The sequence below is a fragment of the Candidatus Nanoarchaeia archaeon genome (assembly GCA_035290625.1).
In the GTDB taxonomy this organism is placed as follows: Archaea; Nanobdellota; Nanobdellia; order Woesearchaeales; family DATDTY01; genus DATDTY01.
This window is the reverse complement of sequence record DATDTY010000068.1, coordinates 13,299-39,274: the sequence shown is the minus strand read 5'-3', so window position 1 is coordinate 39,274 and position 25,976 is coordinate 13,299. Positions and strand designations below refer to the sequence as shown.

Below are 25,976 nucleotides of genomic sequence, written 5' to 3'. Positions count from 1 at the left end.
CCATCGGGGTACGTCAGGCAAAAATTCTCCAGAGGAAATGAAGGTCAGGGAAAAAGAGAAACATATTAAAGGAGAACAAAGAAATAATTCTTGCCCAGAACTTGGGCTACACGCAGATTCATCAGCGCATCCTTACATGATGCCATAAAATACAATGCCGATAGCAAGTAGTGATTACGCGAACACTAAAGGCATGGTGAAAGCTGGAAACATCCAGCGGAAACTGAATGAATCAGTTCCTTGATGGATCTGCTACTCTGCTCTGCTTGTCGCCAGGTTCGACTCTGATGCTGGCGGTGCCAGGCTCAACTGCAACAGGGAGCCCTCGAACTCGAAATCTGCTAAAGACGAGACTTCCTCCATCGGAATAATCCAAGTTCTTGGGCACCTATGAAAACCTACAAAAATCTTTACACAAAACTCTGTTCTCCGGAAAACCTGGAATTGGCTTTCAAAAAGGCAAGAAAAAGAAAAACAAAGAAATGGTATGTCATTGAATTCGAAAAAAACCTCAGCAGCGAACTGGAAAAACTGCGGCATGAATTAGAAACAGGAACCTATAATCCAAAACCATTACAGAGATTTATCATTAAAGACCCAAAAACAAGAGTAATCCATGCCTCTAAGTTCAGAGACAGGGTTGTGTATCATGCTCTTGTCAATATTCTTGAGCCGATATATGAGAAAATCTTTATTTATGACTCCTATGCAGGCAGACTAAGGAAAGGAGCGCATAATGCCATCACAAGATTTGACAGATTTAAAAGAAAAGCATCAAAGAATGGAAAACAAGTCAGGAATGCACAAAACAATAACCAAATACAAGGCTATGCGCTGAAAGCAGACATCAGGCACTATTTTGAGGCTGTCAATCATCAAATCTTGATAAGGATTATCAAAAGAAAAATAACAGACGAAAAAGTTATTCGGCTTATCCAAAAAATCCTCAGCAATTTCGATACAAAAGTAAAAGGCAGAGGCATGCCCCTCGGGAATCTAACCTCCCAGTTCTTTGCCAATGTCTATCTCAATGAATTGGACTATTTCGTGAAACACGAATTAAAAGCAAAATATTACATACGATATGTTGATGACTTCGTTGTCCTCCATGAAGATAAAAATACGCTTAGACACTGCCAAAACAAAATAAATGCCTATCTTAAAACATTAAAATTAGAACTTCACACTGACAAATCAAAAATAATGCCGCTAAGAAATGGACTCACCTTTTTAGGATACAGAATTTTCTACCATTATAAGCTATTAAGAAGAAGCAATCTAAGGAAATTCCAAAAGAGTTCTGAAAGAAAACCGCAGATGTCTAAAATTGGGGGGGGGCGATACTCCTATGAGGCGATACACGAAAGCCTCCAAGGATGGTCTGGCTATGCTCAATGGGCAAACACCTATAATCTAAGGAAAGCTATGGCAGGAGGAATACATGCAATGTGTAGCCAGCAGAATTTGGAATAAATACTGAATAACTACTGAATAACCACTGCATCCCGATAACTCTCTACGAGAGCATTTTCCACCAAATACTTTATAAATCCTCTCTCACCATTGCCTTGCCATGCTCACCATAGAAGAAATGGCTGCGTTCTGCAAGCGCAAGGGATTTGTGTATCCAAACTCAGAGATTTACGGCGGCCTTTCAGGCTTCTTTGATTACGGTCCATTAGGAGTAGAGCTGAAGAACAACATCAAGCAGTCCTGGTGGCATTTCCATGTCCATTCAAGGAAAGATATTGTAGGTATGGACGGCTCAATCATCACGCATCCCTTTGTCTGGAAAGCTTCAGGCCATGTCGAAAGCTTTGAAGATATCATGCTGGCATGCAGCAAGTGCCGCCAAAAGGTCCGCGGGGATCATCTGATTGCAGATGCGCTTCATATTCCCACAGAAGGCATGACCGTATCTGAGGCCACAAAGCTCGTCCAGGAAAAAAACATCAAGTGCCCGCATTGCAAAGGAACGCTGCAGGAAGCAAAGCCCTTTAATCTCATGTTCAAGACGGAAATCGGCCCAGAAGGCGGGATCCAGGCCTATCTCAGGCCGGAAACTGCCCAGCTCATCTTCGCAAACTTCAAGCTGATTGCAGAAAATTCAAGGCTGAAGCTCCCCTTTGGCATCGCCCAGATCGGAAAGGCCTTCCGTAATGAGATCTCTCCCAGGGATTTCCTCTTCAGGGCCAGAGAATTTGAGCAGATGGAGATCGAGTATTTTTGCCATCCTGAAAAGAAGGAATGCCCTCTGATTGATGGAGTGCAGAAGCATACGCTTGCCGTCTTCTCTGCAGAGATGCAGGAAAAAAACATTCCTCCGAAGAGGATGACCATCGAGACCTGCCTTAACACCAGCATCATAAAAAACCAATGGCAGGCGTATTGGCTTGCGAAGGAGATTGAATGGTTCACAGCCAACGGAGCAAATCCCGGTAACTTCCGTATCCGCCAGCATCTCGAGAAGGAAAAGTCGCATTATGCGAGAGATACCTGGGACATCGAATATCAGTTTCCCTTCGGTTTTAAGGAATTGCAGGGCATTGCTGATAGGGGGGATTTTGACCTCCAGCAGCATATCAAGCATTCCAAGCAGGATCTCAGCCTCTTTGACGAGGAAACAAAGAAAAGGGTTGTGCCCCATGTTGTTTCAGAGCCTTCTCAGGGGGTTGATAGGGCGTTCCTCGTCTTCCTTTTCGACGCCTATCAGGATGACAAGCAGCGCGGCAACATTGTTCTGAAGCTCCATCCAAAGCTTGCCCCCTATAAGGCGGCAGTATTCCCCTTGATCACAAAACTTGATGAGCATGCAAAAAAAGTATATGGTCAAATTAAAGACGATTTTAACACGTTTTATGATTCCAAAGGCAGCGTCGGACGAAGATATGCAAGAGCTGACGAGATCGGAATCCCCTTCTGCATAACCTTTGATTTCGACTCAATGAAAGACGAATCAATTACGATCCGCTCAAGAGACACGACAAAGCAGATACGCATTAAGATTGAAGAGCTGAAAACAGCACTCAGAAGGCTGATGGATGGAGAGCCTTTAGAGTCTTGTGGTGCAATCATTTGACTTGCTAAACTCTCCCCCGAACTTTTTGTCAACCCATCACCGTCATCTTTATATACTCTCCTCGATTAATTGCCTGTATGCCAATCAAAGACCTCCAGCCAAAGCAGGGAAACGTGGACATCACTGCTGCTGTCGTTGACAAGGAGACCCCCCGGACTTGGGAGAAATTCGGCAAGCAGGGCAGGGTATGCAACGCCCGGCTTAAGGATGACACCGGCGAAATCAAGCTCACGCTCTGGAACGATGAAATTGACCAGGTCAATAAAGGAGACACCATCAGGATTACTAATGGCTTTGTGAATGAGTGGCAGGGCGAGATGCAGCTGACTGCAGGAAGGTTCGGCAAGATTGAGATCATAGAAAAAGGAAAGCCCCAGGCTGAATCGAAGCAGGAGGATAAGCCCGAATCCGATGAGCCCGAATCCGATGAAGAAGTCTCTGTTGATGAAGAAGACGTTATCTAACTGTGTTATCCATTGTCCAGTTTATATCCTAACATAGCCTTCTAGCATACTATCCTGCCGGTCTATTTTAACACAGAATGCAAAACTTACGGTATCGTGAAATAGACTCTCCTGTTGTTCTTCCCCTTGTTTTCTGACCGTAAAAACCCAATATCTCCTACCTCTTTTGTCGACTTCACATGCGTTCCCCCGTCAGGCTGCCGGTCAAAACCTATGATATCCACAATCCTCAGCACCTTCAGATGCGGCGGCAGGCCCATAGCGAGTTTTACCATCTCAGGGTCCTTCTCAATCTCCTCCCTGGCCATGTCATAGGTCTTCAGAGCTAGATCCCCTCTTACGATCTCATTTGATTTCTCGAAAAGCATGCTCACAACATCGGGGGAGAACCGCTCCAGGTCAAAATCAATCCTGCCCCTCTCAATCTCCAGCTGGTTGCCTGTGATCTTTGCATGGAACTCCTTAGAGGCAATTCCGCTGATGATATGGGCAGCAGTATGTATCCTCATGAGCCGGTATCTCCGATCCCAGTCGATTTGTCCTGTAACAGAATCGCCTGCAGCCAGCCCGTTCCCTTCAATCCGATGCAGGATATCCTTTCCCTTCTTGGAAACCTCTGAGACCGGATAGCTGCTCGCTCCTTTCCGAATTGCCCCTTTGTCAGAAGGCTGCCCGCCTCCAGCCGGGTAGAAGAGTGTCTGATCAAGAATAATCCCTTCTTCGCAGATATTCACAACCTTTGCATCAAAGACGCGCCGGTATGCATCTTCAAGATAGAGTTGCCGTGTCATTCAATCGTACTGTCCCTTCACTTTGTGTTCATCAGATGTCAGGACTTTCTCCATCTCTCTATCAATTGCGGCTTCCTGAGAAAAAAGTCTGAAGACTCGGCTGGCGATATAGAGAAGAACGCCGACCCCTAAAATCCAGACCCAGATACTGACCTCAGCCATGGGCTCGATCCTCCTTCTCTATCCGTTCGAGCAGATCCAATTCGCTAAAATGCTCCTGCGCGCATTCCCTGCAATACGCATCATGCGGGATGCCCTTCACGCAGAATTCGGGCTCTGCGTCGCACACGATGCATTTCTTCATTTGGGTGTTTAAGCCGCCTGCTCTATTTAAATTTTACGTTTTCGACGATAGATGCTAAACAGGAATATTTATATACAACCGGAACACCCGCAGCCTTGGTGATACTATGGTTATTGTTGGATTCAATTACAGCAAAATAAATGTGGAGAAAAAAATTCCTACTCAGGGCGAGATTAAAATAAATAACAATGTTGCGATAAAGAACGTCGAGGAGAAGAAGCTCCCCCTTGGAAAGATGTCGCAGGACAGCCTCCGCTTCACCTTCGAGTTTGTAACCACCTATGATCCCGGGCTCGGTGTTATAGGCCTCTATGGCGATGTGATTTACCTGGACGATCCAAAAACGATGAAAGACATCGCAGCAAGCTGGAAAAAAGACAAGAAGATTCCGAAGGAGGTCATGGTGGATGTGCTGAACGGCATTGTCCAGAAATGCCATATCCAGGCCCTTATCCTGAGCCAGGACATTGGACTGCCGCCTCCATTGCAGCTTCCCAGAGTTCAGGCGAATGACGCTCAGGTGAAGTAAAGAGCAACTTGTGGCTCACGCGCCCCTCTCCGGCGAATTTTCAATAACGAATTTTTGAAATAAAACTGATATGGAATTCTGGGTTTCCCGTAATAGATCCCGCGTTTACAAAACCTCAAGGCGCTGTCCGGAAATTCGCTTCCCCTCCCTCCACCAGCTTCCTTCCTTGAAACTTCTCATTTTATAAAATCCAAAGCATCACTCTTCCGCATGACTGAAATCAAGCTCAAAGTTGCAGAAGCGGTTCAAGACGACGTCAACAAGGGCATTATCAGGATAGATTCAACCCATATGAAGACGCTGGGAGCCCGGCCTGGAGATATTGTCCAGCTTGAAGGAGAGCGAAAGACTGTTGCGATAGTGGACAGGGCATATCCTGGGGATATAGGCTTGAGCATCATCCGCATGGATGGCATTACAAGGAGAAATTCCAGGACAGGGATTGGCGAGCAGGTCAAGATCACCAAGGCCCAGGTCAAGGAGGCAAAAAAGGTCACGATTGCCCCGGCAAAGAAAGGGATCATTGTCCGGACTTCTCCCTCTTATTTCAAGCAGGGTCTGCTCGGCCGCGCCACTGTGAAGGGAGATATCATCTCTCTGGGCGGAACAAGGAGGAGAAGGACCACGATGTCAGACTCCAGATTCTTCGAAGATGTTTTTGGAATGCTTGATGAGGAATTTATGGGCTTTGGATTCGGCGACCTGAAATTCATCGTCGTGGATACCCAGCCCAAGCAGCCAGTCATCATCTCAGAGCTCACGGAGATTGTGTTTAACCCTGAGGCGGTCGAGGTCACTGAGGAAAAGATCCCTGAAGTGACCTACGAGGATATTGGCGGCCTGGATGAAGAGCTGGCAAAAGTCCGTGAGATGGTCGAGCTTCCCCTCAAACATCCTGAGCTCTTCGAGCGCCTGGGCATTGAGGCCCCAAAGGGAGTTCTCTTGCACGGTCCGCCCGGAACCGGGAAGACGCTGCTGGCAAAGGCAGTCGCGAATGAGACCAATGCGAACTTTATCCTGATCAATGGTCCCGAGATCATGTCAAAATATTACGGCCAGAGCGAAGAAAATCTCAGGAAAAAATTTGAAGATGCTGAAAAAAATGCCCCATCTATAATCTTCATTGACGAAATCGATGCAATTGCCTCCAAAAGAGAGGACACGCACGGAGAGGTTGAGCGCCGCGTGGTTGCCCAGCTTCTCGCCTTAATGGATGGGTTGAAATCCAGGGGGAAGGTTGTTGTGATTGCAGCCTCCAATATCCCCAACTCTCTCGATCCTGCGCTGCGCCGCCCCGGCAGGTTTGACCGCGAGATTGAGATTGGCGTGCCAAAGCAGAAGGGAAGGCACACAATCCTCAAAATCCATACCAGGAACATGCCCCTGGCAAAGGACGTACTTCTGAAGGACATGGCAGCCGTTACGCACGGCTTTGTGGGGGCTGACCTGAGCGCATTGGCAAAAGAGGCGGCCATGATTGTCCTGAGGAGACTTCTTCCGGAGCTTAAACTGAAGGATGATGAGGCAATCCCCTCGGAGATGCTCGAGAAGCTCAGGATTACCAAGAGGGACTTCCAGGAAGCACTGAAGGTTGTCAGGCCCTCTGCAATGCGCGAAGTCTTGGTTGAAATTCCCAATATCAAATGGGCCCAGATTGGGGGCTTGGAGGAAGTCAAGCAGCAGCTCAAGGAGGCAGTGGAATGGCCGCTCAAGACTCCTGAAGCATTCAGGGCGCTTGGTGTCAGCCCTCCAAAAGGAATTCTCCTCTACGGCCCTCCTGGAACCGGGAAAACACTCCTGGCAAAAGCAGTCGCCACAGAATCTGAAGCGAATTTTATCCTTGTAAAAGGCCCCGAAATGCTGTCAAAGTGGGTAGGTGAATCAGAGAAAGGCATTAGAAAAATATTCCAAAAGGCGCGGCAGACCTCTCCTACTATCATCTTTTTTGACGAGATTGATGCTATTGCCCCTGTACGGGGAGCATCTTCAGACTCTCATGTTACTGAGCGCGTGGTAAACCAGCTGCTCACAGAAATGGATGGCCTGGACGAACTTAATGAAGTGGTTGTTATCGCTGCCACAAACAGGCCCGATATGCTGGATACTGCGCTCCTCAGGCCAGGCAGGTTTGACCGGATCATCCTGACCCCCTCCCCCGATGCCCTGGCTCGCCTGGAGGTATTCAAGGTCCACACATCAAAGATGCCGCTCTCCAATGTTGATCTGGATCGCCTCGTCAGCCTGACAGAAGGCTATGTCGGAGCAGACATCGAAGCCATCTGCCGCGAAGCAGCCATCGTTGCGCTCCGCGAAGATATCAAGTCAAAAATAGTCACGCAATATCACTTTGAGCAGGCCATCAGCAGGGTAAAGCCTTCAGTGACCAAGGAGATTGAAAAGGCCTATCATGAGATCCAGGAGCATTTCCGCTCTGCTCAGGCAAAGCAGATGAAAGAGGAAAAGCCAAGTTATATGGGATGATGCAGAAATGAGCCGGGAAATCTTCATGCTGTACGGGCCAGGGCTCCAGTCAGCTGTGTACTTTCCGAGCAACAGCCGTGTTGATGGTTGGGTTGGAACCACTTACTTCACGAGATTCATACAGAATCTGGAATCAATTAATCAAGCGGCAGAACAGCCGAATATCAGCCTCCTGGAGAATCTTATTACAAGTTCGAATGGGCTCAACAAAGCTTTGCGCTTTGAAGGGTTGGATGAATTCCATAAGTCAAAAGTGAGATTTGCCATACTCAAACAGCTTAAAGACCACGAATTTGCCTGTCTTGCGGCGAAAGGGCCAGGTGCGGCTCGGCCAGAGATCACAGCATTCTATGAAACTGCAGGGAAGTATGGAATTTCTCCTGAAGAAATCTCAAAACGCGCAATTGAGGAAGCTTCCTCAACAGGCGTACCATTATCCTTGAGGTATCCCGGGCGGATGATGCAGACAACCCACTTGCCCAATTCGGATGGCAGGTTTAACCATAGATCCTACTTTTTTTAAAAAACACAAAAGTTTATAAGTTCTTTAGCCTCCTTGGCAGCCATGAACCCAGGAGACCTTGTCCAGATCACAACTTCTGAAGAGACGCTCGAAGGAGTCATCATCCAAAGGCCAGAGCTCTTGGGAGATGACATCCTTGTCCTCAAGCTTGACAATGGATACAACATCTGCATAGAAAAGAAGAAGATCCAGAAGGTCAAAGTCCTTAAGCCTTATGAAAAGCCAAAGGAAAAAAAGCTAAAGCTCAGGCATACCAAAGGCCTGCCCACAGTTTCCATTCTCTCAACAGGAGGCACGATTGCTTCTAAGGTGGATTACAGGACAGGAGGAGTGTACGCAGACTACACCGCAGAAGACTATGTCCAGATGCTGCCTGAGCTTGCTGGGATTGCAAACATCAAAGCAAGAAAAGTCATGGCAATGATGAGCGAGGATATAGCCTCAAAGGAATGGATTGAGATTGCAAAGGAGGTCAAGAAAGAGCTTGATGCAGGAGCAGACGGAGTTGTCATTACCCACGGCACAGATACCCTGCATTATTCAACAGCAGCCCTCTCCTTTTTCCTCCAGGGCCTCCCAAAACCCGTCATCTTCACCGCAGCACAGCGCTCCATTGACAGAGGTTCTTCAGACGCATTCATGAATCTGATTTGCAGCGTCAAGGCAGCAACCTCTTGGGATGGCGCAGAAGTTGCAACCTGCCTTCATGGAACGACAAACGATTCCCATTGCATCCTCAACAGAGGAACAAAAACAAGAAAGATGCACACCTCAAGAAGAGATGCATTCCGCCCAATCAATGAGCTTCCTCTTGCAGAGGTGCCATTAGAGGGATCAATTAGGATCGTCAACGCTTCCTATAAAAAAAGAAACGACGGAAAAGCAGCCTTGGAAGCATCGTTTGATCCCAAAACAGCCCTGATCCAGATCCATCCTGAAATTGACCCCTCGATTATTGACTACTATGTATCCAAAGGATATAAAGGAATTGTGCTTTCTGCAACAGCCCTTGGCCATATCCCTGTCAACGGACCGAAATCATTCATCCCTCAACTTGAAAAAGCCATAAAAAAAGGTGTCATCGTGGCAATAGCCTCCCAAACGCTTTATGGCAGGGCGCACCCATTAGTCTACACAAACTTAAGAAAGCTCTCTCTCGGCTTAGGCTGCGTCTTTGCAGAGGACATGACTCCTGAGACTGCGTTTGTAAAGTTAGGATGGCTCTTAAGCAGAGAAAAAGACACAGGAAAAGTAAAAGAGCTTTTCAAGACAAATCTCACTGGAGAGATATCAGAGAGGATACTGCCGGATTCATTTTTGTATTAACTTTTTCCTTGGCTTCATTCTTGATTTCAATAGGTCCATCCTCTTCATGTAATCCTTCATCTCTCTTGCCATATAGTTCATGCTTCCCGCATCCCCCCCTTTCCTCAGCTTCCCTGAATTTGGAAATATGCTTTATCAATTGTTTCTTATATCCCTCCAGTTTCTTTCTTATCTTAGCTTTTCCCATAACGATCTTATCCTGCAGAAATGCCTGTAAACAACCCGATACAGCATACTAATATCATCATAGTCCAAGGAATTTTTTGATACGGGCCGAGTATCCCTATGCTCCTTGTACATCCTATACAGCTGATTTGCCTTATCAGGGGATATATCTCCTTTTATGAGGTGCTCTAATACCTGCTTATGAGAATACTTTTTGTCGTGTAGCAATGATCCAATGAGTATCAATCCCCTCAATCTCATGATCAAAGGGTAAACAATCGAGTCAATAACCTTGGTATCCCTTTCGCGGATCCAATCTTCAGCGAGCTTCAAAGAGCTCTCTGTGGTCTCAATATACCATTGTGTATTCCTCTTTGTCAATCTTTGCTTGCTGGGCCTGTCCAACCACGCTTCATTGAGGATCGGCTTCGCTTCTTTCAGGATAGGCAGGAGAAGCACAGCGTTGTTTTCAATCGTCTTTTCTACCTGCTCCTGAGACGCAGAGATAATATCATATCCCCCAACTCTCTTCTTGATATCAACATCGCTGATCACCAGCACATCGATATCCGACTCCGGAGTCTCCTCTCCCCGCGCATAGGACCCATACAGGTATACCCCTGAAATATGCCTCAGATGCTTCTTCAGGATCATCAGGATTTCTGTCTCAATCTCCTCCATGCTTTTCCTGGCAAGGCTTACCACTACCTTCTTCCCAGTCATCTCCTTCGGCAGGTAGACATGGGCCCCATTTCCGATCTGCTGGACAGTTCTGGTTATTTGCATAGTATATACAGTATATACCCAAATATTTAAGCCTTTCGGAGAATTGGGCTCTGAAAATGAAGGCAACATCATCCGTGAGCCTTCTTTATCAAAAGACGTCACAGCGACAAGGGGGTCGTCCCATCGGAGGATATGTCGCTCCTCGCTCACATACGCACAAGGCGAACTGCTCCGAAGGAGCGACCAAAAATGCACAGGCATGGTATGAGCTAGTTTGGAATATCGCTAAACAATAATCTCTTTACTCTGCTCCGAGAAGCAAAATTCGCATAAAAAACCTTATAAACCTACCGCCACCTTTTACCTCTATGCTCAATTACAAAGACCTCGGCTTCAAAGCAGGCCTGGAAGTCCACCAGCAGCTTGACACAAAAAAGCTCTTCTGCGACTGCCCCTCTTTAGTCAATGACCCAAACAAGGCCTCAATTCGCATAAAAAGGTATTTGCGGGCAGTTGTTGGAGAGACAGGAGAAATTGACATTGCTGCCAGGCACGAAGAAGCAAAAAAGAAGTATTACGTCTATGAAGCAGCGCCAACAAGCTCTTGTCTTATAGAAATTGATGAAGAACCCCCAAAAACCATAAACCAGAAGGCGCTTGAAATCGCAGTAAACGTGGCCCGCCTTCTTCACATGTCCATTGTTGACGAAATCCAGGTCATGAGGAAAATAGTCATTGACGGCTCAAACACGACAGGCTTCCAGCGCACAGCCTTAATTGGAAGGAATGGGTATGTTGAAACCGCGAAAGGGAACGTAGCGATACCGACCCTCCTCCTGGAGGAAGAGGCAGCAAAAAAAATTGACCAAAACGAAGAATCAGTCACCTACCGCCTTGACCGCTTAGGGGTTGCGCTTCTTGAGATATCAACCGATGCCTCATTGCAGGATCCTGAGCATGTGAAAGAAGCAGCCTCAATAATTGGGATGATGCTCCGAAGCGTTGGCTCGATGAAGCGCGGCATCGGCTCCATCAGGCAGGATGTCAATGTATCAATAAAAGGCGGCGCAAGGACGGAGATAAAAGGCTTCCAGGAATTGAAGTCTATCCCTAGAGTTATCGAGCAGGAGATCCAGAGGCAGCTCAATGAAATAAAACAGGGGAAAACACTAAAGAACGAAGTGAGAAAAGCAGAGCCTGGCTTTACCACCTCTTTCCTTAGGCCGTTGCCGGGAGCCGCAAGATTATATCCAGAGACAGATGTTGTGCCTATAAAGATACCGGAATCGATGCTTGAGGCAAAGCTTCCAAATCTCTTATCAGATGAAATAAAACAGCTCCAGGAAACCTACAGGATACCGAAAGAATTTGCAGAAGAAGCAGTAAAAAGAAAAATCAGCCTTCCGTCCTATTTCAAAGAATTCAAATCATTGGAGCCCTTATTCATAGCCAACACCTTAATAGCGACTCCAAAAGAAATAAAGTCGCGATTCGGCCTTGACACAAAAAAGCTGACGCATGCGGATTTCAAGGAAGTCCTCAACTTCTACGAAAAAAAGCAGATTCCAAAAGAGGCGATTATAGACATCCTCACAAAAAAATTAAGAAATGAGAAATACTCTCTAACTGAATTTAAAACAGTATCCGATGCCGAGATAGAAAAGGCAATCAAGCTCATCATCGATGAGAACAAAGGAGCCTCTCTGGGAGCTTTGATGGGCATTGCAATGAAAAGATTTAGGGGAAAGGTTGAAGGGAAGAAGGTGAGCGAGATATTGCAAAAGCTCCTAAACTGAGGATAGCATTCTTCACAGACACATTTCTGCCTTCGCAGAATGGGGTGGTTACATCAATTCTCAATGCAGCAAAGTATCTCGCTAAAAAAGACCATGAAGTAATGATATTCACAACAGCAAAGAAAAGAACAACCATCCCTAAAATGAGGATCACATATCTCCCAAGCATTGACATCCTCAGATATCCTGATTTCCCAATAGGCGTGCCCTCAACACAAAGCCTTAAAGTGCTTGCAGCCTTCAAGCCAGACATCATACATTGCCACATGCCATCCTTCCTCGGCTGGGAGGGTCTCGCATACGGAAAAATCAAAGGCATACCTGTCATTGGGACATATAATACGCTTCTTCCAGAATTTCTTGACCATGTAAAGATGCCGATAAAAAACGCAAAGCTGTCCAAATTTCCATTTGCCAAATCAATTACGTGGAACTACACAAAACACTTCTACAACAGGTGCAACACAGTAATAACACCTTCCAATGCGATGAAGAAAGAGCTCAAACGACACGGAATCACTGCTCCAATCCGTGTAGTCTCCAATGGAGTGGACACAACATTGTTCTATCCGAGAAAGGTAAACAAAAAGAGAAGAACAATACTCCATGTGGGCAGGCTCAGCTATGAAAAGAGAATTGATATCCTTATAGAAGCATTCAAGACTATCCAGGAAACCTCCTCAGATACAACGCTCGTCATCGCAGGATCAGGGCCTCAGGAAAAGTATCTCCAAGACTTTGCCAAGTACGTAAAGAACATTAAGTTCCTAGGATCGGTTCCCCACAACAAACTGCCAAAGCTCTACTCCTCAGCAGCCCTCTTTGCAACAGCGTCTCCCATAGAGACTGAAGGACTTGTTGTTCTCGAGGCAATGGCCTGCGGTCTGCCCATCGTGGGGGTGAATGCAGGAGCAATTCCTGATATTGTTAAAGACGATTCCAACGGCTTCATAGCCCCGTCCAACAACCCCCGAATGCTGGCAGACCGAATCACAAGAATACTCAAAGGTACAAAGCTGAGGAAGAAAATGGAGAAAAGCTCATTAATTGCAGTGAAGAAGTACGCGATAGAGAACACAATACGCCAGCTGGAAAAAATATACAAAGAATAAAGAGTGAAAGTCTTAACATTTATGGAAAACACGTATAGGAAGGCATGCATTAGCCATCAATCGAAAATCATAAAAAAATCATTTGTTTATGATGCCTCGTCGCTTGCAGCTGTTGGGATTTTTATTTGATCTCGAAACCTGAGGAGAATAGCGTAAAAGATAAGGTATTGCTATGAAAAATGTTATCTTTACATCGTCTGATGAGAAATACGGAGATTTTCTGGTAACACACTGGTTGAGATCCCTAAAAGATAATGTTGACTTGACAAACACAGATGTCATCGTTTTAGATTATGGGTTGACTGAAATACAAGTTTCTGAGTTGAAACGTAATAATGTTATCGTGCATAAGGCAAAGAAGGACGGCGCCATAGTCAATATCAGGTGGCGGGAAATGGCGATTATTCTCAAGAGAAAAGAGTACGACCAGGTATTGTCTGTTGACGGAGGGGATATTATCTTTCAGGATGGCATAAGCTCCATTTTTTCAGAAGATACGGGGGCATTCAGAGCAGCATATGAAGGCACAAACAAGCTGTACAAATCCTATTTCCTTAAAACCTGCTTTAGCAGGAAGGTATCAAGTAAAATGAAAGAGTGCCTCCATGGAAAAAAGATAGTCAATGCAGGAGTTCTTCTTGGCCCATCATACAAGTTCATAGGTCTCTGCAATGAAATTGTGTCTCTCATAGAAGACAAAGGCAGATTCGGACCTGATCAGATAATTATTAATTACGTCCTCCAAAGAGACGGATTCAAAGAGCTTAATCCTAAATATAACTTCATCATCAGCACATTAGATGCTAAAGATGCTAAATTTACAATAAAAGAGGGCGTTCTCTACCTCCAGAATGGCCAGAAAATCCCAATAGTGCATAATGCAGGAAGATACTCAATGTTAAGGCCGCTCAAAAACTTTGGTTATGGAAAGGGCTGCAACAAACAGAAAATACTTACCCACCTAATTCTGCGAACAATGTACCGTCTATTTGACTCTGTGCTCCTCAGATGAACCACGTTACTTCTTCTCTGAATAAAACCTATACTTCACGCGGTTTTGGCCCACCTTGGTGAAAAGAGAATAACGGATTCCTATATTGATATAGTTAGAGATAGTTCGTAGATACCCATCCTTCTTAAACTTCCTCAGAGAAACCCCAAAATATATAGGAATCGCCCTATACTTACCATGTTTCGCAGCCCGATAGCCGAAATCAAGATCCTCTCCAAATCTCAGATTCTGGTTGAACCCCTTGACCTTATCGAACAGCTGTTTTGAGCTAAACATGCAGGGTCCCCAAACAAGTGGCTTGGTCCATTGCGCAATCCTCATATAGGCATTTGCGCTAATGTGGAGAATCTTATCGAGTATGCTCCCATGAATAGGCAATGCCAAGCAAGACCCTACTTCCACATTTCTTCTGTTAATAACATCTACAAGTTTCTCCAGAAACCTTTTGTCAGCAATCATCCCGTCAGCATCAAGGAAGAGGAAATACTCTCCCTTTGCAATCTTTGCTCCGTTATTCCTTCCTAAGGAAGAAATCCCTCCATTCACAATTCTGCATCCAAATCTCCTTGCAATATCCCTAGTCTTATCTTTGGAATGTGCATCAGCTACAATGATCTCGTAATCCCTGAATCTTTGGTTCCTGATTGATCCCAACAGCCTTGGAAGGTATCTCTCTTCATTCAAGGTTGGAATAATGATAGAAAACATCATCTCAACATCTCCAGAAGCATACTGCTCCACAGTATCCCTTCATCACAGGTGTAAACCAGTGATTTATAAGGCTTCCCTGCAGGATTATACACCTCAAGGAATGTTTTATGTTTCCCTATCACGTCCTTATAATCCTCAATGCTCTTCCTGTGTCTCTTCCTATCAACCTGTTTCAGCAAAGAAACATACATAAGCCCTATATGATTCCATATTGTCGTCCTCTCATAATTCCGTGCAAGAATTTCATAGATAAGCATTCTCTGCCTCTTGTACCTCTTACAGGTATATCGTAGAGGAAAAGGCTTATCCAAACCTACTTCTTCAATTGCCCTGAATGCACGTCTCATCATCTCCTTTTCAGTAAAAATTCCTGTCCAGAATGGAAAAACATTCGAATCCCCCGTCACAACAGGCAGTTTCTCCATATCATCATAAAAATAGTCCCCATTCCAGAACTCCTCCTTTACCCTCTTCTTAAAATTAAATCCCCTGAAGGGGTTATCCAATGAAGTTTTCTTAATCTCCCTTGCAAGCATCGCAAGCATGACATTATTATAGCATGAAGAGCTCCTCCTGGCATGATCCTTTATGGAAGAGAAAGGAATTCCTTGTCTAACAAGCCCTGTTTCCCTGTCCAAAACCTTCTCCTCATACTCAGAAATCTTTTTATTGAGAAAATCCTTGTATCCAGAAATCAATGATTTAGCTTTAGCCTGATTTAAGCAAAGAATCAAAGAAGCCAAAGAATCAGGAGAGAAATTAGGAAAATCAAATGGCCCGCCTCTGGGAGATATCGTAGTAGTCACCCTTCCACACCTTGAATATATCCCCAGAGCGTACTCCAATGTCTTCCTGACTTCTTCCTTATACCCCAGCCGAAGCAATGGCCTGCAGCACCAGCTGAAATCCCTTACCCAGAACTCGCAGAAGTGGCCTGTTGAAGTCTGGAAATATCTTCCATTCCAGCAGTCCTCAATGATCTGCCTGCAAATGTCCGCTGCATCTCCAGGATACTGCTTAAATCCTCTTCCCTGGACCCGCAGCTTCCTTCTGAACATCCGAAGCCCTTCGCTGATGTAGATTGGAGAGAACATGGAATAGATTACAAACTCGGAGCTTTTATAATTAACTGTGAAGCGCGCCTGGGAGGATTTGAACCCCCGACCTAAAGGTTAGGAACCTTTCGCTCTATTTGTCCTACCGGCCAATCCCGAAAAGCTGGAGTTTTTCCGGTATCCAGACTGAGCTACAGGCGCACATCAGAGCAAAGCCTCAACCTTTTTATAAGCCTTTTTATCCCCGGGCTCTATGAAGCTTAAAGAATCCCCTGAAGACTTCATCGTAAAGGAGATATTTCCAATAGAGGGCATCCTGGAAAAAGGCGGAAATTACCATATCTACCTCCTCTCCAAGACCAACCGTTCAACACCCGAAGCCATCTCAAGGCTCTCCAGGATCCTCAATCTCCCCGAATCCAGCTTTGGCTATGCAGGAAACAAGGACAAAAGAGCAAGAACCGAACAGTATATCTCGATCAAAGGAAAGAAAGCAAGAGACATTGATGATGCTAACCTAAAGATAGAATACAAAGGCTCCTTACATGAGCCCATCTCCTTAGGAGACCACGAAGGAAACCAGTTTGAGATTACCATAAGGGAGATAACCCCTGAAGAGCACAAAGTATTCCTTAAAAATACAAGAAACGCAACAATAGTCTTCCCGAACGTATTCGGAGAGCAAAGATTCTCAAATGACAACGCAGAGATAGGTAAGTGCATAGTAAAACAAGAGTTTAGCAAAGCGGTAACTCTTCTCCTGAAGCACAAAGGAAGCTATGAAAAGAAGATGAGAGAGCACTTTGAAACCCAGCCCTCAGATGCAATAGGCTGCCTAAGGAAGATGCCCTCAAAAATATTAAGACTATTCATCCATGCCTACCAGTCTAAGCTATTTAATGAATTATTAAAAGACTCAATTAAAAGGGATCCAACAGAAGAAGCCTCAATTAAACCTAAATCAATGGAGAATAAACCAAAAAAAGAAAAATTAATAGAACATATGCCAAAAAAATGCAGATCAATAGAAAACAAATCAAAATCAAAAAATGTAAAGAATAAAAAACTGCCCTTGATTGGCTTTGGCACCAATGAAAGTCTCATTAATCCCATCCTAAAAAAAGAAAACCTAACCACAAGAGACTTCATCATCCCCCAGCTCCCTGAGCTCAGCTCTGAAGGCACGGAAAGAAACGCATTCGAAACCTGTACAGGCTTCAAGATACTGCATGATTCAAAAGAAACCGTAAAACTTGAATTCTCCCTGCCAAAAGGAGCTTATGCAACCGTGCTTATTAGATACCTTTTTTCTTAATTCAAAATAGGAAGGTTTATATATCCTATCAACCATCTGTTGACAACTATCAACAAAATGAAGATAATGAGCAAATCACAAAAAATTATGAATATCTTGCTGAAGGATTTTAGCAGGCATACTGCCACGTCTTTAGCAAAAGAGCTAAAGATGAGCAGGTGGGGCACATGGAAAATTCTCAAAAAGCTTGAAAAGGACAGTCTGATACTTATCGAGCCTGTTGGGAGCGGAAAAACAAGCACAAGCACAATAAAACTGAACTGGGGCAATATCTTGACAGAGAAAACTTTGGCGCTCTCCTTGACCCAAGAAACTTTAAAATACAAAAGATGGCTGTATGACTTTTCAAGCTTGCAGCAAAAGGTCGAGTTTTTGATACTCTATGGAAGCATACTCTACGGCAAAGAAGCAAATGATATTGATATAATCGGAATTGCCAAGGAAAAGAATCTTGGTAAAGTTAATGATGTGGTGTTTAAGATGCAGGAAACACAAAGCAAAAAAATACATTCAATCAATCTGACGCAAAAAGAATTTAAGAAAGAATTGAAAGAACAAAACAAGGCATACCTAGATGCTGTAAAAAAAGGCATTGTCCTGTTTGGACAGGAGACTTTTATCAAATTTGTAAAGGCGCTGTCAGAATGACTTTGGAAAATTTGAGAGCTTGCTTTGCATCTGCTCTTAGAGATGAGAAAAAATGGAAGAAGCATAAAGGTCTTCTGGCAATCAAACCAAGCTTAAAAGAAGCAGAGGGATATATAACAAAAGCAAAAAAGAATCTGGAGCTATGTACATTATACAAGGAACAAGGATTTGATTACAAACTGCCTGAAGAATGGTTTTATACCCTTTATTATTGTGCATTAGCCATCTTGTCCAAATTCGGAGTCGAGAGCAGAAATCAAAGATGCACAGCGCTCTTCTTGGAATATGTAAAAGATCAATCCATTATAAGCTATGATCCTGATTTTATTAAGAGAATAACGGTTTATAGGGAAAAGGAAGGACAGTCAGATGTTGATGAGAGGGAAAAAGCAAGATACAGCACATCTATTGAAATTAAGGAAATCGAGCAAAATTATGATAAGATGATGGCCATATGCAAGGAAGCCATTTCCCAGTGCAAAGATATTGTTTTTTCAGAAGGAACCCTTAAGGTGCCGGAAGAGTTGCTTAAAGGAGATAAAGGGTAAAAGATTATCTCAACAACGTATCCAGAACATACCTTCCTGTCTCAGAAAAACCCAATTCGTTTGCAAGATAGCACTTCGCTCCCCTCACCTCAATCCCTCCAAAACCTTGGCAATCTCCTTAAACACAGCATCAATCGGCTTGGTTCCATCCAGCCTAACAATCCTTTTTCCATAGAACCCAACCAAAGGCTCTGTTTCCTTGTGGTATTCCTTGAGCCGGGTATTGATTTTCTCAGGCATATCATCATCCCTCTGGAATAATCTGCCTTTGCAGCTGTCGCATACTCCCTCCCTCTTCGGAGGGATATCGATCCCGAATATCTTGCCGCACGTTGAGCACTGCCTTCTGGCACTTAATCGCCTGACAGAAACCTCGTCAGGAACCTCAAGCAAAAACACCTTTTCCACCTTGTCATACCTCTCCAATGCCTTTGCCTGGTTCAATGTTCTCGGATAGCCGTCAAGCAGATATCCTTTTTTGCAGTCCTTCTTGCCGAGCCTTTCCTGTACCATATCATTGACTACAGCGTCAGGAACAAGCTCTCCTTTGTCAATATGCAACTTTGCAGTCTTTCCAAGAGGGGTCTTATCAGCAATATTCTTCCTGAGAATATCCCCTGTGGAGATATGGGGGATTTTATACTCTTTTACAATTCTCTCCGCTTGCGTTCCTTTTCCAGAGCCCTGGGGCCCCATCACAACAATCTTCATCCAAAATACCCTGCTTTTTCTTCAGATTCCGATTCTCTCTCCCATACGCCAGCAATCTTTGCCAAGTAGGTGGCGACATCTGCAGCCAGCGGCTTCCACACCCGGCATACTGATGCGATAAATGCAGCCTCTTCATCTTCCTGATACCTCAGCGCAGCAGCAATCCCTTTCCGATGCAGTGCTGCAAGTTTTCTGTAGAGGTCAAAAAAACGCTGCTTCTCATCCTCCTGCAAAAATCTGCACTCGTGCATCCCTGCAACAGAGTTCTCAGGCTGGAAAACCGGCTCCATGCTGTGCAGCAGATATTCGATCTCCTCGAGGATAGACCGGCGGATTGACCTGAGCAGAAATCTCTCCTTCTCCATGTTAGAGATCTCAAACAACGAATCAACTTCTGAGAAGAGTGGCAGCTCAGGATGCCTCTTCCTCAGCCCCTCATAGGCCTTCTGGATGTCTGTCATGGCTGCAGAAAGTGTGCAATCCTATTTAAACCTAACCCTGCACAATCAAATAAGTCCCCTTCCCCTCTTCAATCTGCCCCTCAATCAGCCCAAATGCAGCCTGCCGGTGCAGCTTTGCCTCTGAACTCAGGACGCTCTTCCTTCCTGGCCTTTCAGAAAATCCAAAGAACTTCACAACATCAAAATATTTTGCAGCTTCAAGGCTATCCAGGAACTCTGCATAGGTCTCGCCGGGAAAACCAACAATGACGTGTGTCTGAAGGAGTACAGAGGGAAACTCCGCCTTAATCTTCTGCATCACTGGCAGAACCTCTTTCATGGAATACGGCCTCCGCATCAGCCTCAATACCCGGTCATTCCCTGATTGTATCGGAATATTGAGCACCGTAACCTTGCCTGTTGCAAACACGTCCCTAAACCCATCAATCATATCGAGAAACCAGTTCGGCTGGACAAAATGAAGGAAAAGGTAAAATTCCCCGTCTTGCTGGACAATCCTCTTCAGCAATTCAACCAGATTTGTCCTGATATCCCTTCCATAGCACCCGATATCATCCCCAAGCAAAACAAATTCCTTATACCCAACCTCCCTGCCTTTCCTGAACTGCTCCAGAATCCTTTCAGGCTCAATGCTCTTCAGGTTCCCTTTCGCAGCCTTAATCGCGCAGAAGCTGCAGTTCCCCAAACATCCATCTTCAATCTTGATGTAGAATCTTGAGCTCGGCGCGCCGTTCAGGTACTGCTCTTCCAATCGATTTATCCTGACATCTTCAATCTTAACCTGGGCATCAATAATCTTATTCAGTTGTGTGTTTTCTCTTGGCCCAAAACTGACTCCTTCAAAGATCTCTCTCAGCCTTTCATCATTGATTTTTGGAAAGCAGCCAGCAACAACCATCCTCTGGTTTTGTCTTAATTCAGCCTTGATCTCAATAATCCTCTGCACAACCTTGTCCTCAACGCTCTTCACAAAAGCGCAGGTATTCAGCAGAACAAGATCAGCATCCTTCCAGTCAGAAACAACCTTCCAGTTATTCATCGCAAAGAACTTATGGAAAAGCTGCGAATCCCAGCTGTTCAGCATGCATCCGCTGAATCCGTCAATGATGCAGGCAGTGGGCATATCCTTCTCCAGCTGCCGGAAGTATATAAAATTGTTGGATGCTGCTTCACAAGTGCCATGCGCCGTCAAAAAACAAAACCTTTAAAAGAGCCAGAGAAGCCCCGTTTAGCATGGCAAGTGGTCTTATGAAGCGCTGCAGGCTCCGGGGGACTCACAAGGGCTCGAAAAAGAAGAGGCCCAAGACCTTCAGGTCAGAGCAGGCTGCAAAGGTATACGCAGAGAAGATGGGCATAAAGAGCTATGAGCTTAGGAACTTGCGGCTTGATCCGAAAGTTGAACCAAAGTTAAGAATTATTGTTAGCGAATCACCTCCGAAATAATGAGATTAGATGCAGAAACAGAAGAAAAGCTGAAATCTGAAGCAGTAGCCTACCTCAAGGACGGAAAACCTGATTGGGATATCCCCCACACCCTTCTAACCGTTCACTGGATGAGAGAGCTTATCGATGCTGAAGGCGGAGACGAACGCATTCTTGTCTCAACCATGTACCTCCATGACATCGGCTATCCAAAGCTCAAAAAAGGCTACACCTTTGATGATCTCATGAAAAGCAAGCAATCCCACGATGAAATCGGAGCAAAACTTGCGAAGCCAATACTGGAAAAGCTCGGATACCCTGAAGCAGAAGTAAAAGAGATCACAACTCTAATCGGCCATCATTATAAAAAAGACAGGCTGGACAGCCATAACGCACAATTGGTCCTTGAGGCAGACGGCCTCGCTAAGATAGACTGGGAACACATACCTCCAAATTTTGATAAGGAGAACAGCCTCAAGTATCTTGAGTATTTCAAAGGAAGGAACCTCCCAAAATTCAAGACAGAGACCGGAAAGAGATTCTTAAAGGACTTGTTGGCTAAATCAGAGAGCTATTGGGGCTAATCTTCTCCACCACAACAGTTAAATAGCCCGCTCTTTTCCTCAATAAGATGAAAAAAGGCCAGATTAAATTTCTTTATTTTGTAATAATTCTCTTAATAATCCTTTTAACAATACTCTTGATAAAAAGGTTAGGCGGATAAGCATGCACAAAAATAAACGAGATAGGCTGGAATTATCTTTGTATATTGTATTGGCCCTATTAGGGATTTACATTGCATATCAGATACTAAGAGCATTGGCAGGAGGCTCATGGGCAATTGAGGACATAATCTTGTCGCTGGTGATATTCAATATAGGATTAACAGGAGCCCTGCTCAGAACTTCAACTGGCAATAAACACGACATCAGAAACATGCAAAGAAGCTTTAATTCCCTTGCAAGGGACTTTAAAGAGCATAGGGACAACAAAAAGGTGCATAATTAAGCCTCCGGCGAGAATTGCACTCGCGACCTTCTGATTCCTTTAGTATATACAAGTCAGATGCAATAGCTACTATGCTACGGAGGCGCTCAAACGTTATTCCCAAAGAAAGGAACCTCATTTAAAAACATTACGGCGCATTATACTGCGGCCGCGGAGCTGTGAAGGTTTCAGTAGAGAACTTATACAGGTTCAGGAACGACCTGATCTGGCCGTACAGGTGGTTGGTGTCATGCACAACCTCGCTCTTCCATCCTCCAGTCAGCGGCTTAAAAATAAACTTGTCAAAAATAACCCGTATGAAATAAAAGACAGGAGACCCCTCCCAGCGGTTCTCATAATCAGTCTCAAGATATGAATCCATGACGACATGCACCTTGCCCTGGTTCATCCTCACCTTGAGCCCGTCCTTCTCCATCTCTATCTCCTTGACATCATTCATGATAAGCCGGATCTTAATCACGATCCTGGCGTAGTCTGTAATCTTCTTCCAGGGCTCAAGCTCGATTTCTATGTATTTTCCATCAGGGGTGACCTTCTCGATATTCTTATTCTCCCTCTTATCATACGCCTTCTGCCTGAACCAGTTATCAATCATCTGATAGAGGTCTGTAGCAACAAACAACCCTTCATACGTCAAGCGAAGCTTGTCAATGACTGTCTCTCTTTCTACCATCTTCACCACATATCAAAATAGGCATTCCCTTTTGCTTCCAGAGCAAGGTACTCCTTTATCACAGCATGAAGCTTCAATGTCCTGTAGTACAGTTCATCCCACCACATGCTTCCGATGACCCCTTCCATCGGCTTCATGAGGATCTGGTACTGCAGAAACTTATTCAAGCCCTGCAGAAATTTGTTTCCTCCAAACCGCTTGGAATAGTCCAGCTCAAGATACCCGTGAAACTCGCACAGGATTCTCGCCTTTGTAAGCCGCTTTTTCTTTCCATCCTTGATAACATCAAGGTCTTTTGCATCATAGAGCTTGAATATCATGTCAACGCAGAATTTTGTATACTCATTATGCCTCCTCCATGCGAACCAGATATACTCCAGTTCAGTTCCAGCCAGGCTTGGCACCTTATGCTTGAGGCTCAGCTCCTCAAACCGGTATCCCTGGTCTATAAACCAGCTTACGAGTGTCTTGTACAGCCCTTCGAAATCAAATATCCCTTCATACTTAATGACCAAGGTAGGAGCTGGAACTTTTGTAAGCGGACCCATGATCGCTTCAGAGCCCAGAGCGTTTATAAAACTATCGCCGGATATTCCTCAACTGTACTACTGCACGCTTCCAAGGCCTTTCTCTGGCCAGAACTTGCCAAGCTCAGGCTCAGGCAGCCATGTTTTCATCTGAAGCCAGGTCTTGATTGCCTCCTGGAACCGATAGCACTCCCTATAGAGCTCAAGCTCCTGCGCTTGAAACTTCTCCAGCAAAATCCTCTTATGCACGATCGTATTGAAATATTTAAGCAAAGGATGCTTCTTCCATACATCATCCTTGTCCATGATAAGCCTTGCCTCAGCCTTGATCTCAGGCTCTCCCCAGTTGGTCTTAAACTTCTGGCCTTCGTGGATAACCTCTACATCCTTCAGCAGGATGACATGAACATTGATATCCATGACCCACTGGTAATAGGAGTTTTGCCCTCCCTTGTCAACCGGAGTCTTCTTGACAGTCCACCACACCTCATTCCCCCCTTCATGGGGCTTTTCGCGCATCACAAAGTAATCCTCAGGAAAATCCGGGTCGCTTCTTGAAGCCCATCCTTCCTCGACAAGCCATTCGTGCATTGTGGTGTAGAGATTCTTCAGATGGTGGTAATCCTTGTATTTCAGCCTCCAATTGGCAACAACAACCTGATCTTTTCCCTCATACTTATGCTTCAGCATGCTTCTTCTTTTGGGAAATCCGCTATTTAAATCTTTTGCATCAGGTAAAGTTTCCAAGTGCCTCAAGGCTTTTTGCAGGGGGAAGGGTGCCGCCTTTTTGTGAGCTTTGCAGCAAAAAAGAAGCGCATCGACAAGGGGGTCGTCCAACCCGGGGAATGTCGATATGAACAAAGGAAACTGGAAGCGAACTCGGCGGCATCCCTGATAAGCCCCTGCAAAAAGCCAGAGCGAGAAGTTAACAAGTTTACATCACCTCATCGCAACCTTTTTATACTCTCCCGCCAAAAGCCATGGCAAAAAGAGGTGTGTAATGGTTGAGCAGCTTGAAGGCGTCCTGAAAATTGCAAATCTCCTGCTTTCTGTTGTTGCCGGCATGATCGCAGTCTCCTTGTTTCAGGCCTCGCGCAATCAGCGGTTCCTCAGGCCATGGAAATTCCTCATCGTAGCTTTGGTGCTTTTCGCGCTCCAGCAGGTTCTTGGAGCGTTTCGCGCGTTTCGCGTCTACAGCTCTCCTTATCTTACACACATCAACCCTACCTTTATGCTTGGCTTTGTCATTGCAGCCCTGGTGTTCCAGATTGTCCTTAACACCTACGAAATGCAGGCCGGAAAACGCGGCAAAAAGAGGAAGAAATGACCAGCTTTGCAGACGCCCTCGGCCTTACAGCCCCTTACTATAATCTTGGCCTTGTTATTATTGTCCTGATCCTGTTCGGGTATATGTTCCGTTCTGCAAAAAACACCTACCTCCTTCCCTGGAAATACCTCTTTGCAACCATCGTCATATTCATATTTGAAGAAATCATCACTGTGCTCGATATTGCAAAGATTATTGATGTTCCTGCAGTAGTCTTTCCCCTGCTTGAGATGGTCATCATCACTCTTTTCATCTATCTCCTGCTCCTCCAGAAGGAGTATCTGTCGAAGCTTAGAAAATGAACAAGAAAGGCCTCACCCCATTGGTTGCCACCTTCCTCCTGCTAGTCTTCGCGCTCGGCATTGGGGCAGTCACAATGAACTGGGGCAAAGCCTATGTGGACAAGATAAACATTGAGGAAGTGGCAGAGCCTCCAACAGCCATCGTGATAAACCCCGCAGCATTAGACGACCCTCTTAAAAAGCTCCAGGTCCAGTATATCACGGGAAGCATCTCGAAGGAAGAATACCTGCAGAGAGAGCAGGATTTTCTCACGTAATCTGCTCAGCAAACTTCTCGCAATCGCTTATCTGCAGCCGTTCTTGGACTCTTTGCACATACTCAGGATCAGGCCGCTGCCCTGCTGCCCACACCACCTGGACATCCTCAGTTTCCAGATCCATAAGCGCTGCCATGGGAATCACACTCTCACTGCAGGAAGGGTAATCGACATGGAACTCGACCCGATACGTATCTTTGTCTTCCTCCACTATCTCCTTTCTGATAACTCCTCCGCACAGCTCCCTGCTTAGCTCCTTCCCTCTGCTCTGGTATGCCGCATGGATGGCTGTGCTGCATTCCTCAAACCTGCTCTGCTCAGCGACAAGGATTTGAAGGATCTGGGCGTCTGGCAGGGAATCCGCAGCCTCCAGGAGCTGGAATTTCAATGACGGGTCGATTGATGAGGAGCAGGCTGCCAAAAACAGGAGGCCCAGTAAAAGAATGTATTTCATCATTGTTTTCTAATCGAATCTCATTTATAATAGTATTCATAATCACGAGGTTGGTGCGAAATTGAAGGTTGCCATCATTTTGTGAGCAACATCGCTAATGAATAAGCATCGACTTCGAGGGGATGCTCCATCCGGGACGAATGTCGATTATCACAGACATATATGCCATGTGCGAACTCGATGGCAACCCGAGCATTGCGAGGATTTCGCACCAACCTCCATAATCACACTCCATCAATTAAAAAATAA

The 25,976-nt window shown here is 45.2% G+C and carries 33 protein-coding genes and 1 tRNA gene; 19 read left to right on the top strand and 15 right to left on the bottom strand.

All coding sequences use genetic code 11. The features are described 5' to 3' along the window. The first annotated feature begins 390 nt into the window (after positions 1-390). The 3 genes from VJB08_06360 (at position 391) to VJB08_06350 (ending at position 3,543) form a co-directional block, all read left to right on the top strand. The gene (locus tag VJB08_06360; protein HLD43575.1) at positions 391-1,473 is read left to right on the top strand and encodes a reverse transcriptase/maturase family protein; all 1,083 of its coding nucleotides are present in this window, start codon (positions 391-393) and stop codon (positions 1,471-1,473) included. 100 nt (positions 1,474-1,573) lie between these two features. Further along, positions 1,574-3,079: a glycine--tRNA ligase gene (locus tag VJB08_06355; protein ID HLD43574.1), complete on the top strand. Its 1,506-nt coding sequence runs from the start codon at positions 1,574-1,576 to the stop codon at positions 3,077-3,079. Between the two features lie 77 nt (positions 3,080-3,156). Further along, positions 3,157-3,543, top strand: coding sequence for an OB-fold nucleic acid binding domain-containing protein (locus VJB08_06350; protein HLD43573.1), 387 nt, complete (start codon positions 3,157-3,159; stop codon positions 3,541-3,543). A gap of 86 nt (positions 3,544-3,629) precedes the next feature. On the opposite strand, the gene VJB08_06345 is transcribed toward VJB08_06350, so the two are convergent. From VJB08_06345 to VJB08_06335, 3 genes are read right to left on the bottom strand one after another with little or no spacing between them, the layout of a single operon-like run. Further along, positions 3,630-4,334, bottom strand: coding sequence for an alanyl-tRNA editing protein (locus tag VJB08_06345; protein ID HLD43572.1), 705 nt, complete (start codon positions 4,332-4,334; stop codon positions 3,630-3,632). After that, positions 4,335-4,496, bottom strand: coding sequence for a hypothetical protein (locus tag VJB08_06340; GenBank protein HLD43571.1), 162 nt, complete (start codon positions 4,494-4,496; stop codon positions 4,335-4,337). After that, positions 4,489-4,638, bottom strand: coding sequence for a hypothetical protein (locus VJB08_06335; GenBank protein HLD43570.1), 150 nt, complete (start codon positions 4,636-4,638; stop codon positions 4,489-4,491). Before VJB08_06335 ends, VJB08_06340 begins: the two co-directional genes overlap by 8 nt. 106 nt (positions 4,639-4,744) lie before the next feature. On the opposite strand from VJB08_06335, the gene VJB08_06330 reads away from it, so the two are divergent. The 4 genes from VJB08_06330 to gatD all read left to right on the top strand — a co-directional run bounded on the left by VJB08_06330 (position 4,745) and on the right by gatD (position 9,497). Next, on the top strand, positions 4,745-5,167 hold the full coding sequence (locus tag VJB08_06330; protein HLD43569.1) for a hypothetical protein: 423 nt from the start codon (positions 4,745-4,747) through the stop codon (positions 5,165-5,167). 210 nt (positions 5,168-5,377) lie between these two features. Beyond that, positions 5,378-7,648 (top strand): CDC48 family AAA ATPase, encoded by a 2,271-nt coding sequence (locus tag VJB08_06325; GenBank protein ID HLD43568.1) that lies wholly within the window; start codon positions 5,378-5,380, stop codon positions 7,646-7,648. 7 nt (positions 7,649-7,655) lie between these two features. Beyond that, positions 7,656-8,171, top strand: coding sequence for a hypothetical protein (locus tag VJB08_06320; GenBank protein ID HLD43567.1), 516 nt, complete (start codon positions 7,656-7,658; stop codon positions 8,169-8,171). Positions 8,172-8,213: 42 nt separating this feature from the next. Further along, entirely contained in the window at positions 8,214-9,497 is a 1,284-nt protein-coding gene (gene gatD / locus VJB08_06315) for a Glu-tRNA(Gln) amidotransferase subunit GatD (GenBank protein HLD43566.1), read from the top strand. Here gatD and VJB08_06310 read toward each other — a convergent pair. Continuing rightward, entirely contained in the window at positions 9,448-9,684 is a 237-nt protein-coding gene (locus VJB08_06310; protein ID HLD43565.1) for a hypothetical protein, read from the bottom strand. The genes gatD and VJB08_06310 overlap by 50 nt on opposite strands. Further along, entirely contained in the window at positions 9,666-10,448 is a 783-nt protein-coding gene (locus VJB08_06305; GenBank protein ID HLD43564.1) for a DUF2080 family transposase-associated protein, read from the bottom strand. Before VJB08_06305 ends, VJB08_06310 begins: the two co-directional genes overlap by 19 nt. Before the next feature lie 308 nt (positions 10,449-10,756). On the opposite strand from VJB08_06305, the gene gatE reads away from it, so the two are divergent. The 3 genes from gatE to VJB08_06290 all read left to right on the top strand — a co-directional run bounded on the left by gatE (position 10,757) and on the right by VJB08_06290 (position 14,308). Then, positions 10,757-12,184 (top strand): Glu-tRNA(Gln) amidotransferase subunit GatE, encoded by a 1,428-nt coding sequence (gene gatE / locus VJB08_06300; GenBank protein HLD43563.1) that lies wholly within the window; start codon positions 10,757-10,759, stop codon positions 12,182-12,184. Between the two features lie 44 nt (positions 12,185-12,228). Beyond that, positions 12,229-13,296: a glycosyltransferase gene (locus tag VJB08_06295; protein ID HLD43562.1), complete on the top strand. Its 1,068-nt coding sequence runs from the start codon at positions 12,229-12,231 to the stop codon at positions 13,294-13,296. Between the two features lie 172 nt (positions 13,297-13,468). Further along, on the top strand, positions 13,469-14,308 hold the full coding sequence (locus VJB08_06290) for a glycosyl transferase family 8 (GenBank protein ID HLD43561.1): 840 nt from the start codon (positions 13,469-13,471) through the stop codon (positions 14,306-14,308). Positions 14,309-14,314: 6 nt separating this feature from the next. On the opposite strand, the gene VJB08_06285 is transcribed toward VJB08_06290, so the two are convergent. The 3 genes from VJB08_06285 to VJB08_06275 form a co-directional block, all read right to left on the bottom strand. After that, positions 14,315-15,016, bottom strand: coding sequence for a glycosyltransferase (locus tag VJB08_06285; protein HLD43560.1), 702 nt, complete (start codon positions 15,014-15,016; stop codon positions 14,315-14,317). Further along, a complete protein-coding gene (locus tag VJB08_06280; protein HLD43559.1) occupies positions 15,016-16,113 on the bottom strand; it encodes a hypothetical protein in 1,098 nt (365 codons plus the stop codon). The genes VJB08_06285 and VJB08_06280 overlap by 1 nt, the downstream gene beginning before the upstream one ends. Positions 16,114-16,156: 43 nt before the next feature. Beyond that, positions 16,157-16,275, bottom strand: a tRNA-Arg gene (locus VJB08_06275). Positions 16,276-16,327: 52 nt separating this feature from the next. Between VJB08_06275 and truD the strand changes: the two genes are divergently transcribed. From truD to VJB08_06260, 3 genes are read left to right on the top strand one after another with little or no spacing between them, the layout of a single operon-like run. Further along, entirely contained in the window at positions 16,328-17,389 is a 1,062-nt protein-coding gene (truD, locus tag VJB08_06270) for a tRNA pseudouridine(13) synthase TruD (protein ID HLD43558.1), read from the top strand. Between the two features lie 39 nt (positions 17,390-17,428). Next, positions 17,429-18,037: a winged helix-turn-helix domain-containing protein gene (locus VJB08_06265; GenBank protein ID HLD43557.1), complete on the top strand. Its 609-nt coding sequence runs from the start codon at positions 17,429-17,431 to the stop codon at positions 18,035-18,037. After that, complete coding sequence (locus VJB08_06260) at positions 18,034-18,585, top strand: hypothetical protein (GenBank protein HLD43556.1); 552 nt, start codon at positions 18,034-18,036, stop codon at positions 18,583-18,585. Before VJB08_06265 ends, VJB08_06260 begins: the two co-directional genes overlap by 4 nt. 84 nt (positions 18,586-18,669) lie before the next feature. Here VJB08_06260 and VJB08_06255 read toward each other — a convergent pair whose 3' ends face one another. Genes VJB08_06255 through VJB08_06245 form a run of 3 tightly spaced genes read right to left on the bottom strand, consistent with a single transcriptional unit; the run spans position 18,670 to position 20,880 of the window. Continuing rightward, positions 18,670-19,296 (bottom strand): adenylate kinase, encoded by a 627-nt coding sequence (locus VJB08_06255; protein ID HLD43555.1) that lies wholly within the window; start codon positions 19,294-19,296, stop codon positions 18,670-18,672. Beyond that, positions 19,293-19,757: a hypothetical protein gene (locus tag VJB08_06250; GenBank protein HLD43554.1), complete on the bottom strand. Its 465-nt coding sequence runs from the start codon at positions 19,755-19,757 to the stop codon at positions 19,293-19,295. The genes VJB08_06255 and VJB08_06250 overlap by 4 nt, the downstream gene beginning before the upstream one ends. Positions 19,758-19,788: 31 nt before the next feature. Continuing rightward, the gene (locus VJB08_06245; protein ID HLD43553.1) at positions 19,789-20,880 is read right to left on the bottom strand and encodes a MiaB/RimO family radical SAM methylthiotransferase; all 1,092 of its coding nucleotides are present in this window, start codon (positions 20,878-20,880) and stop codon (positions 19,789-19,791) included. Positions 20,881-20,990: 110 nt separating this feature from the next. On the opposite strand from VJB08_06245, the gene VJB08_06240 reads away from it, so the two are divergent. The 3 genes from VJB08_06240 (at position 20,991) to VJB08_06230 (ending at position 22,187) form a co-directional block, all read left to right on the top strand. Beyond that, a complete protein-coding gene (locus tag VJB08_06240) occupies positions 20,991-21,200 on the top strand; it encodes a hypothetical protein (protein HLD43552.1) in 210 nt (69 codons plus the stop codon). Further along, positions 21,200-21,763, top strand: a complete 564-nt coding sequence (locus VJB08_06235; protein HLD43551.1) for an HD domain-containing protein — start codon at positions 21,200-21,202, stop codon at positions 21,761-21,763. Before VJB08_06240 ends, VJB08_06235 begins: the two co-directional genes overlap by 1 nt. A gap of 142 nt (positions 21,764-21,905) precedes the next feature. After that, positions 21,906-22,187 carry a hypothetical protein gene (locus VJB08_06230; GenBank protein HLD43550.1) on the top strand — a complete coding sequence of 94 codons (282 nt, stop codon included), beginning with the start codon at positions 21,906-21,908 and terminating at the stop codon, positions 22,185-22,187. A 127-nt stretch (positions 22,188-22,314) separates the two neighbouring features. Here VJB08_06230 and VJB08_06225 read toward each other — a convergent pair whose 3' ends face one another. The 3 genes from VJB08_06225 to VJB08_06215 are packed head-to-tail and all read right to left on the bottom strand — an operon-like array spanning position 22,315 to position 24,077. Continuing rightward, complete coding sequence (locus VJB08_06225; GenBank protein HLD43549.1) at positions 22,315-22,860, bottom strand: hypothetical protein; 546 nt, start codon at positions 22,858-22,860, stop codon at positions 22,315-22,317. A 2-nt stretch (positions 22,861-22,862) separates the two neighbouring features. After that, positions 22,863-23,408, bottom strand: coding sequence for a hypothetical protein (locus VJB08_06220; protein HLD43548.1), 546 nt, complete (start codon positions 23,406-23,408; stop codon positions 22,863-22,865). Between the two features lie 57 nt (positions 23,409-23,465). After that, positions 23,466-24,077, bottom strand: a complete 612-nt coding sequence (locus VJB08_06215) for a hypothetical protein (protein HLD43547.1) — start codon at positions 24,075-24,077, stop codon at positions 23,466-23,468. Between the two features lie 310 nt (positions 24,078-24,387). Here VJB08_06215 and VJB08_06210 point away from each other — a divergent pair, with 310 nt between their 5' ends. From VJB08_06210 to VJB08_06200, 3 genes are read left to right on the top strand one after another with little or no spacing between them, the layout of a single operon-like run. Further along, the gene (locus VJB08_06210; protein HLD43546.1) at positions 24,388-24,714 is read left to right on the top strand and encodes a hypothetical protein; all 327 of its coding nucleotides are present in this window, start codon (positions 24,388-24,390) and stop codon (positions 24,712-24,714) included. After that, positions 24,711-25,016, top strand: a complete 306-nt coding sequence (locus VJB08_06205; GenBank protein HLD43545.1) for a hypothetical protein — start codon at positions 24,711-24,713, stop codon at positions 25,014-25,016. The genes VJB08_06210 and VJB08_06205 overlap by 4 nt, the downstream gene beginning before the upstream one ends. Then, entirely contained in the window at positions 25,013-25,273 is a 261-nt protein-coding gene (locus VJB08_06200; GenBank protein ID HLD43544.1) for a hypothetical protein, read from the top strand. Before VJB08_06205 ends, VJB08_06200 begins: the two co-directional genes overlap by 4 nt. On the opposite strand, the gene VJB08_06195 is transcribed toward VJB08_06200, so the two are convergent. After that, the gene (locus VJB08_06195; GenBank protein ID HLD43543.1) at positions 25,266-25,727 is read right to left on the bottom strand and encodes a hypothetical protein; all 462 of its coding nucleotides are present in this window, start codon (positions 25,725-25,727) and stop codon (positions 25,266-25,268) included. The two genes, VJB08_06200 and VJB08_06195, sit on opposite strands and share 8 nt — an antisense overlap. Positions 25,728-25,976 lie beyond the last annotated feature (249 nt).

What these genes read in the sequence shown, in the direction of transcription:
- VJB08_06360 (HLD43575.1), top strand. Translation starts at nt 391, where the DNA reads ATGAAAACCTACAAAAATCTTTACACAAAACTCTGTTCTCCGGAAAAC.
- VJB08_06355 (HLD43574.1), top strand. Translation starts at nt 1,574, where the DNA reads ATGCTCACCATAGAAGAAATGGCTGCGTTCTGCAAGCGCAAGGGATTT.
- VJB08_06350 (HLD43573.1), top strand. Translation starts at nt 3,157, where the DNA reads ATGCCAATCAAAGACCTCCAGCCAAAGCAGGGAAACGTGGACATCACT.
- VJB08_06345 (HLD43572.1), bottom strand. Translation starts at nt 4,334, where the DNA reads ATGACACGGCAACTCTATCTTGAAGATGCATACCGGCGCGTCTTTGAT.
- VJB08_06340 (HLD43571.1), bottom strand. Translation starts at nt 4,496, where the DNA reads ATGGCTGAGGTCAGTATCTGGGTCTGGATTTTAGGGGTCGGCGTTCTT.
- VJB08_06335 (HLD43570.1), bottom strand. Translation starts at nt 4,638, where the DNA reads ATGAAGAAATGCATCGTGTGCGACGCAGAGCCCGAATTCTGCGTGAAG.
- VJB08_06330 (HLD43569.1), top strand. Translation starts at nt 4,745, where the DNA reads ATGGTTATTGTTGGATTCAATTACAGCAAAATAAATGTGGAGAAAAAA.
- VJB08_06325 (HLD43568.1), top strand. Translation starts at nt 5,378, where the DNA reads ATGACTGAAATCAAGCTCAAAGTTGCAGAAGCGGTTCAAGACGACGTC.
- VJB08_06320 (HLD43567.1), top strand. Translation starts at nt 7,656, where the DNA reads ATGAGCCGGGAAATCTTCATGCTGTACGGGCCAGGGCTCCAGTCAGCT.
- gatD (HLD43566.1), top strand. Translation starts at nt 8,214, where the DNA reads ATGAACCCAGGAGACCTTGTCCAGATCACAACTTCTGAAGAGACGCTC.
- VJB08_06310 (HLD43565.1), bottom strand. Translation starts at nt 9,684, where the DNA reads ATGGGAAAAGCTAAGATAAGAAAGAAACTGGAGGGATATAAGAAACAA.
- VJB08_06305 (HLD43564.1), bottom strand. Translation starts at nt 10,448, where the DNA reads ATGCAAATAACCAGAACTGTCCAGCAGATCGGAAATGGGGCCCATGTC.
- gatE (HLD43563.1), top strand. Translation starts at nt 10,757, where the DNA reads ATGCTCAATTACAAAGACCTCGGCTTCAAAGCAGGCCTGGAAGTCCAC.
- VJB08_06290 (HLD43561.1), top strand. Translation starts at nt 13,469, where the DNA reads ATGAAAAATGTTATCTTTACATCGTCTGATGAGAAATACGGAGATTTT.
- VJB08_06285 (HLD43560.1), bottom strand. Translation starts at nt 15,016, where the DNA reads ATGTTTTCTATCATTATTCCAACCTTGAATGAAGAGAGATACCTTCCA.
- VJB08_06280 (HLD43559.1), bottom strand. Translation starts at nt 16,113, where the DNA reads ATGTTCTCTCCAATCTACATCAGCGAAGGGCTTCGGATGTTCAGAAGG.
- truD (HLD43558.1), top strand. Translation starts at nt 16,328, where the DNA reads ATGAAGCTTAAAGAATCCCCTGAAGACTTCATCGTAAAGGAGATATTT.
- VJB08_06260 (HLD43556.1), top strand. Translation starts at nt 18,034, where the DNA reads ATGACTTTGGAAAATTTGAGAGCTTGCTTTGCATCTGCTCTTAGAGAT.
- VJB08_06255 (HLD43555.1), bottom strand. Translation starts at nt 19,296, where the DNA reads ATGAAGATTGTTGTGATGGGGCCCCAGGGCTCTGGAAAAGGAACGCAA.
- VJB08_06250 (HLD43554.1), bottom strand. Translation starts at nt 19,757, where the DNA reads ATGACAGACATCCAGAAGGCCTATGAGGGGCTGAGGAAGAGGCATCCT.
- VJB08_06245 (HLD43553.1), bottom strand. Translation starts at nt 20,880, where the DNA reads ATGCCCACTGCCTGCATCATTGACGGATTCAGCGGATGCATGCTGAAC.
- VJB08_06240 (HLD43552.1), top strand. Translation starts at nt 20,991, where the DNA reads ATGGCAAGTGGTCTTATGAAGCGCTGCAGGCTCCGGGGGACTCACAAG.
- VJB08_06235 (HLD43551.1), top strand. Translation starts at nt 21,200, where the DNA reads ATGAGATTAGATGCAGAAACAGAAGAAAAGCTGAAATCTGAAGCAGTA.
- VJB08_06230 (HLD43550.1), top strand. Translation starts at nt 21,906, where the DNA reads ATGCACAAAAATAAACGAGATAGGCTGGAATTATCTTTGTATATTGTA.
- VJB08_06225 (HLD43549.1), bottom strand. Translation starts at nt 22,860, where the DNA reads ATGGTAGAAAGAGAGACAGTCATTGACAAGCTTCGCTTGACGTATGAA.
- VJB08_06220 (HLD43548.1), bottom strand. Translation starts at nt 23,408, where the DNA reads ATGGGTCCGCTTACAAAAGTTCCAGCTCCTACCTTGGTCATTAAGTAT.
- VJB08_06215 (HLD43547.1), bottom strand. Translation starts at nt 24,077, where the DNA reads ATGCTGAAGCATAAGTATGAGGGAAAAGATCAGGTTGTTGTTGCCAAT.
- VJB08_06210 (HLD43546.1), top strand. Translation starts at nt 24,388, where the DNA reads ATGGTTGAGCAGCTTGAAGGCGTCCTGAAAATTGCAAATCTCCTGCTT.
- VJB08_06205 (HLD43545.1), top strand. Translation starts at nt 24,711, where the DNA reads ATGACCAGCTTTGCAGACGCCCTCGGCCTTACAGCCCCTTACTATAAT.
- VJB08_06200 (HLD43544.1), top strand. Translation starts at nt 25,013, where the DNA reads ATGAACAAGAAAGGCCTCACCCCATTGGTTGCCACCTTCCTCCTGCTA.
- VJB08_06195 (HLD43543.1), bottom strand. Translation starts at nt 25,727, where the DNA reads ATGAAATACATTCTTTTACTGGGCCTCCTGTTTTTGGCAGCCTGCTCC.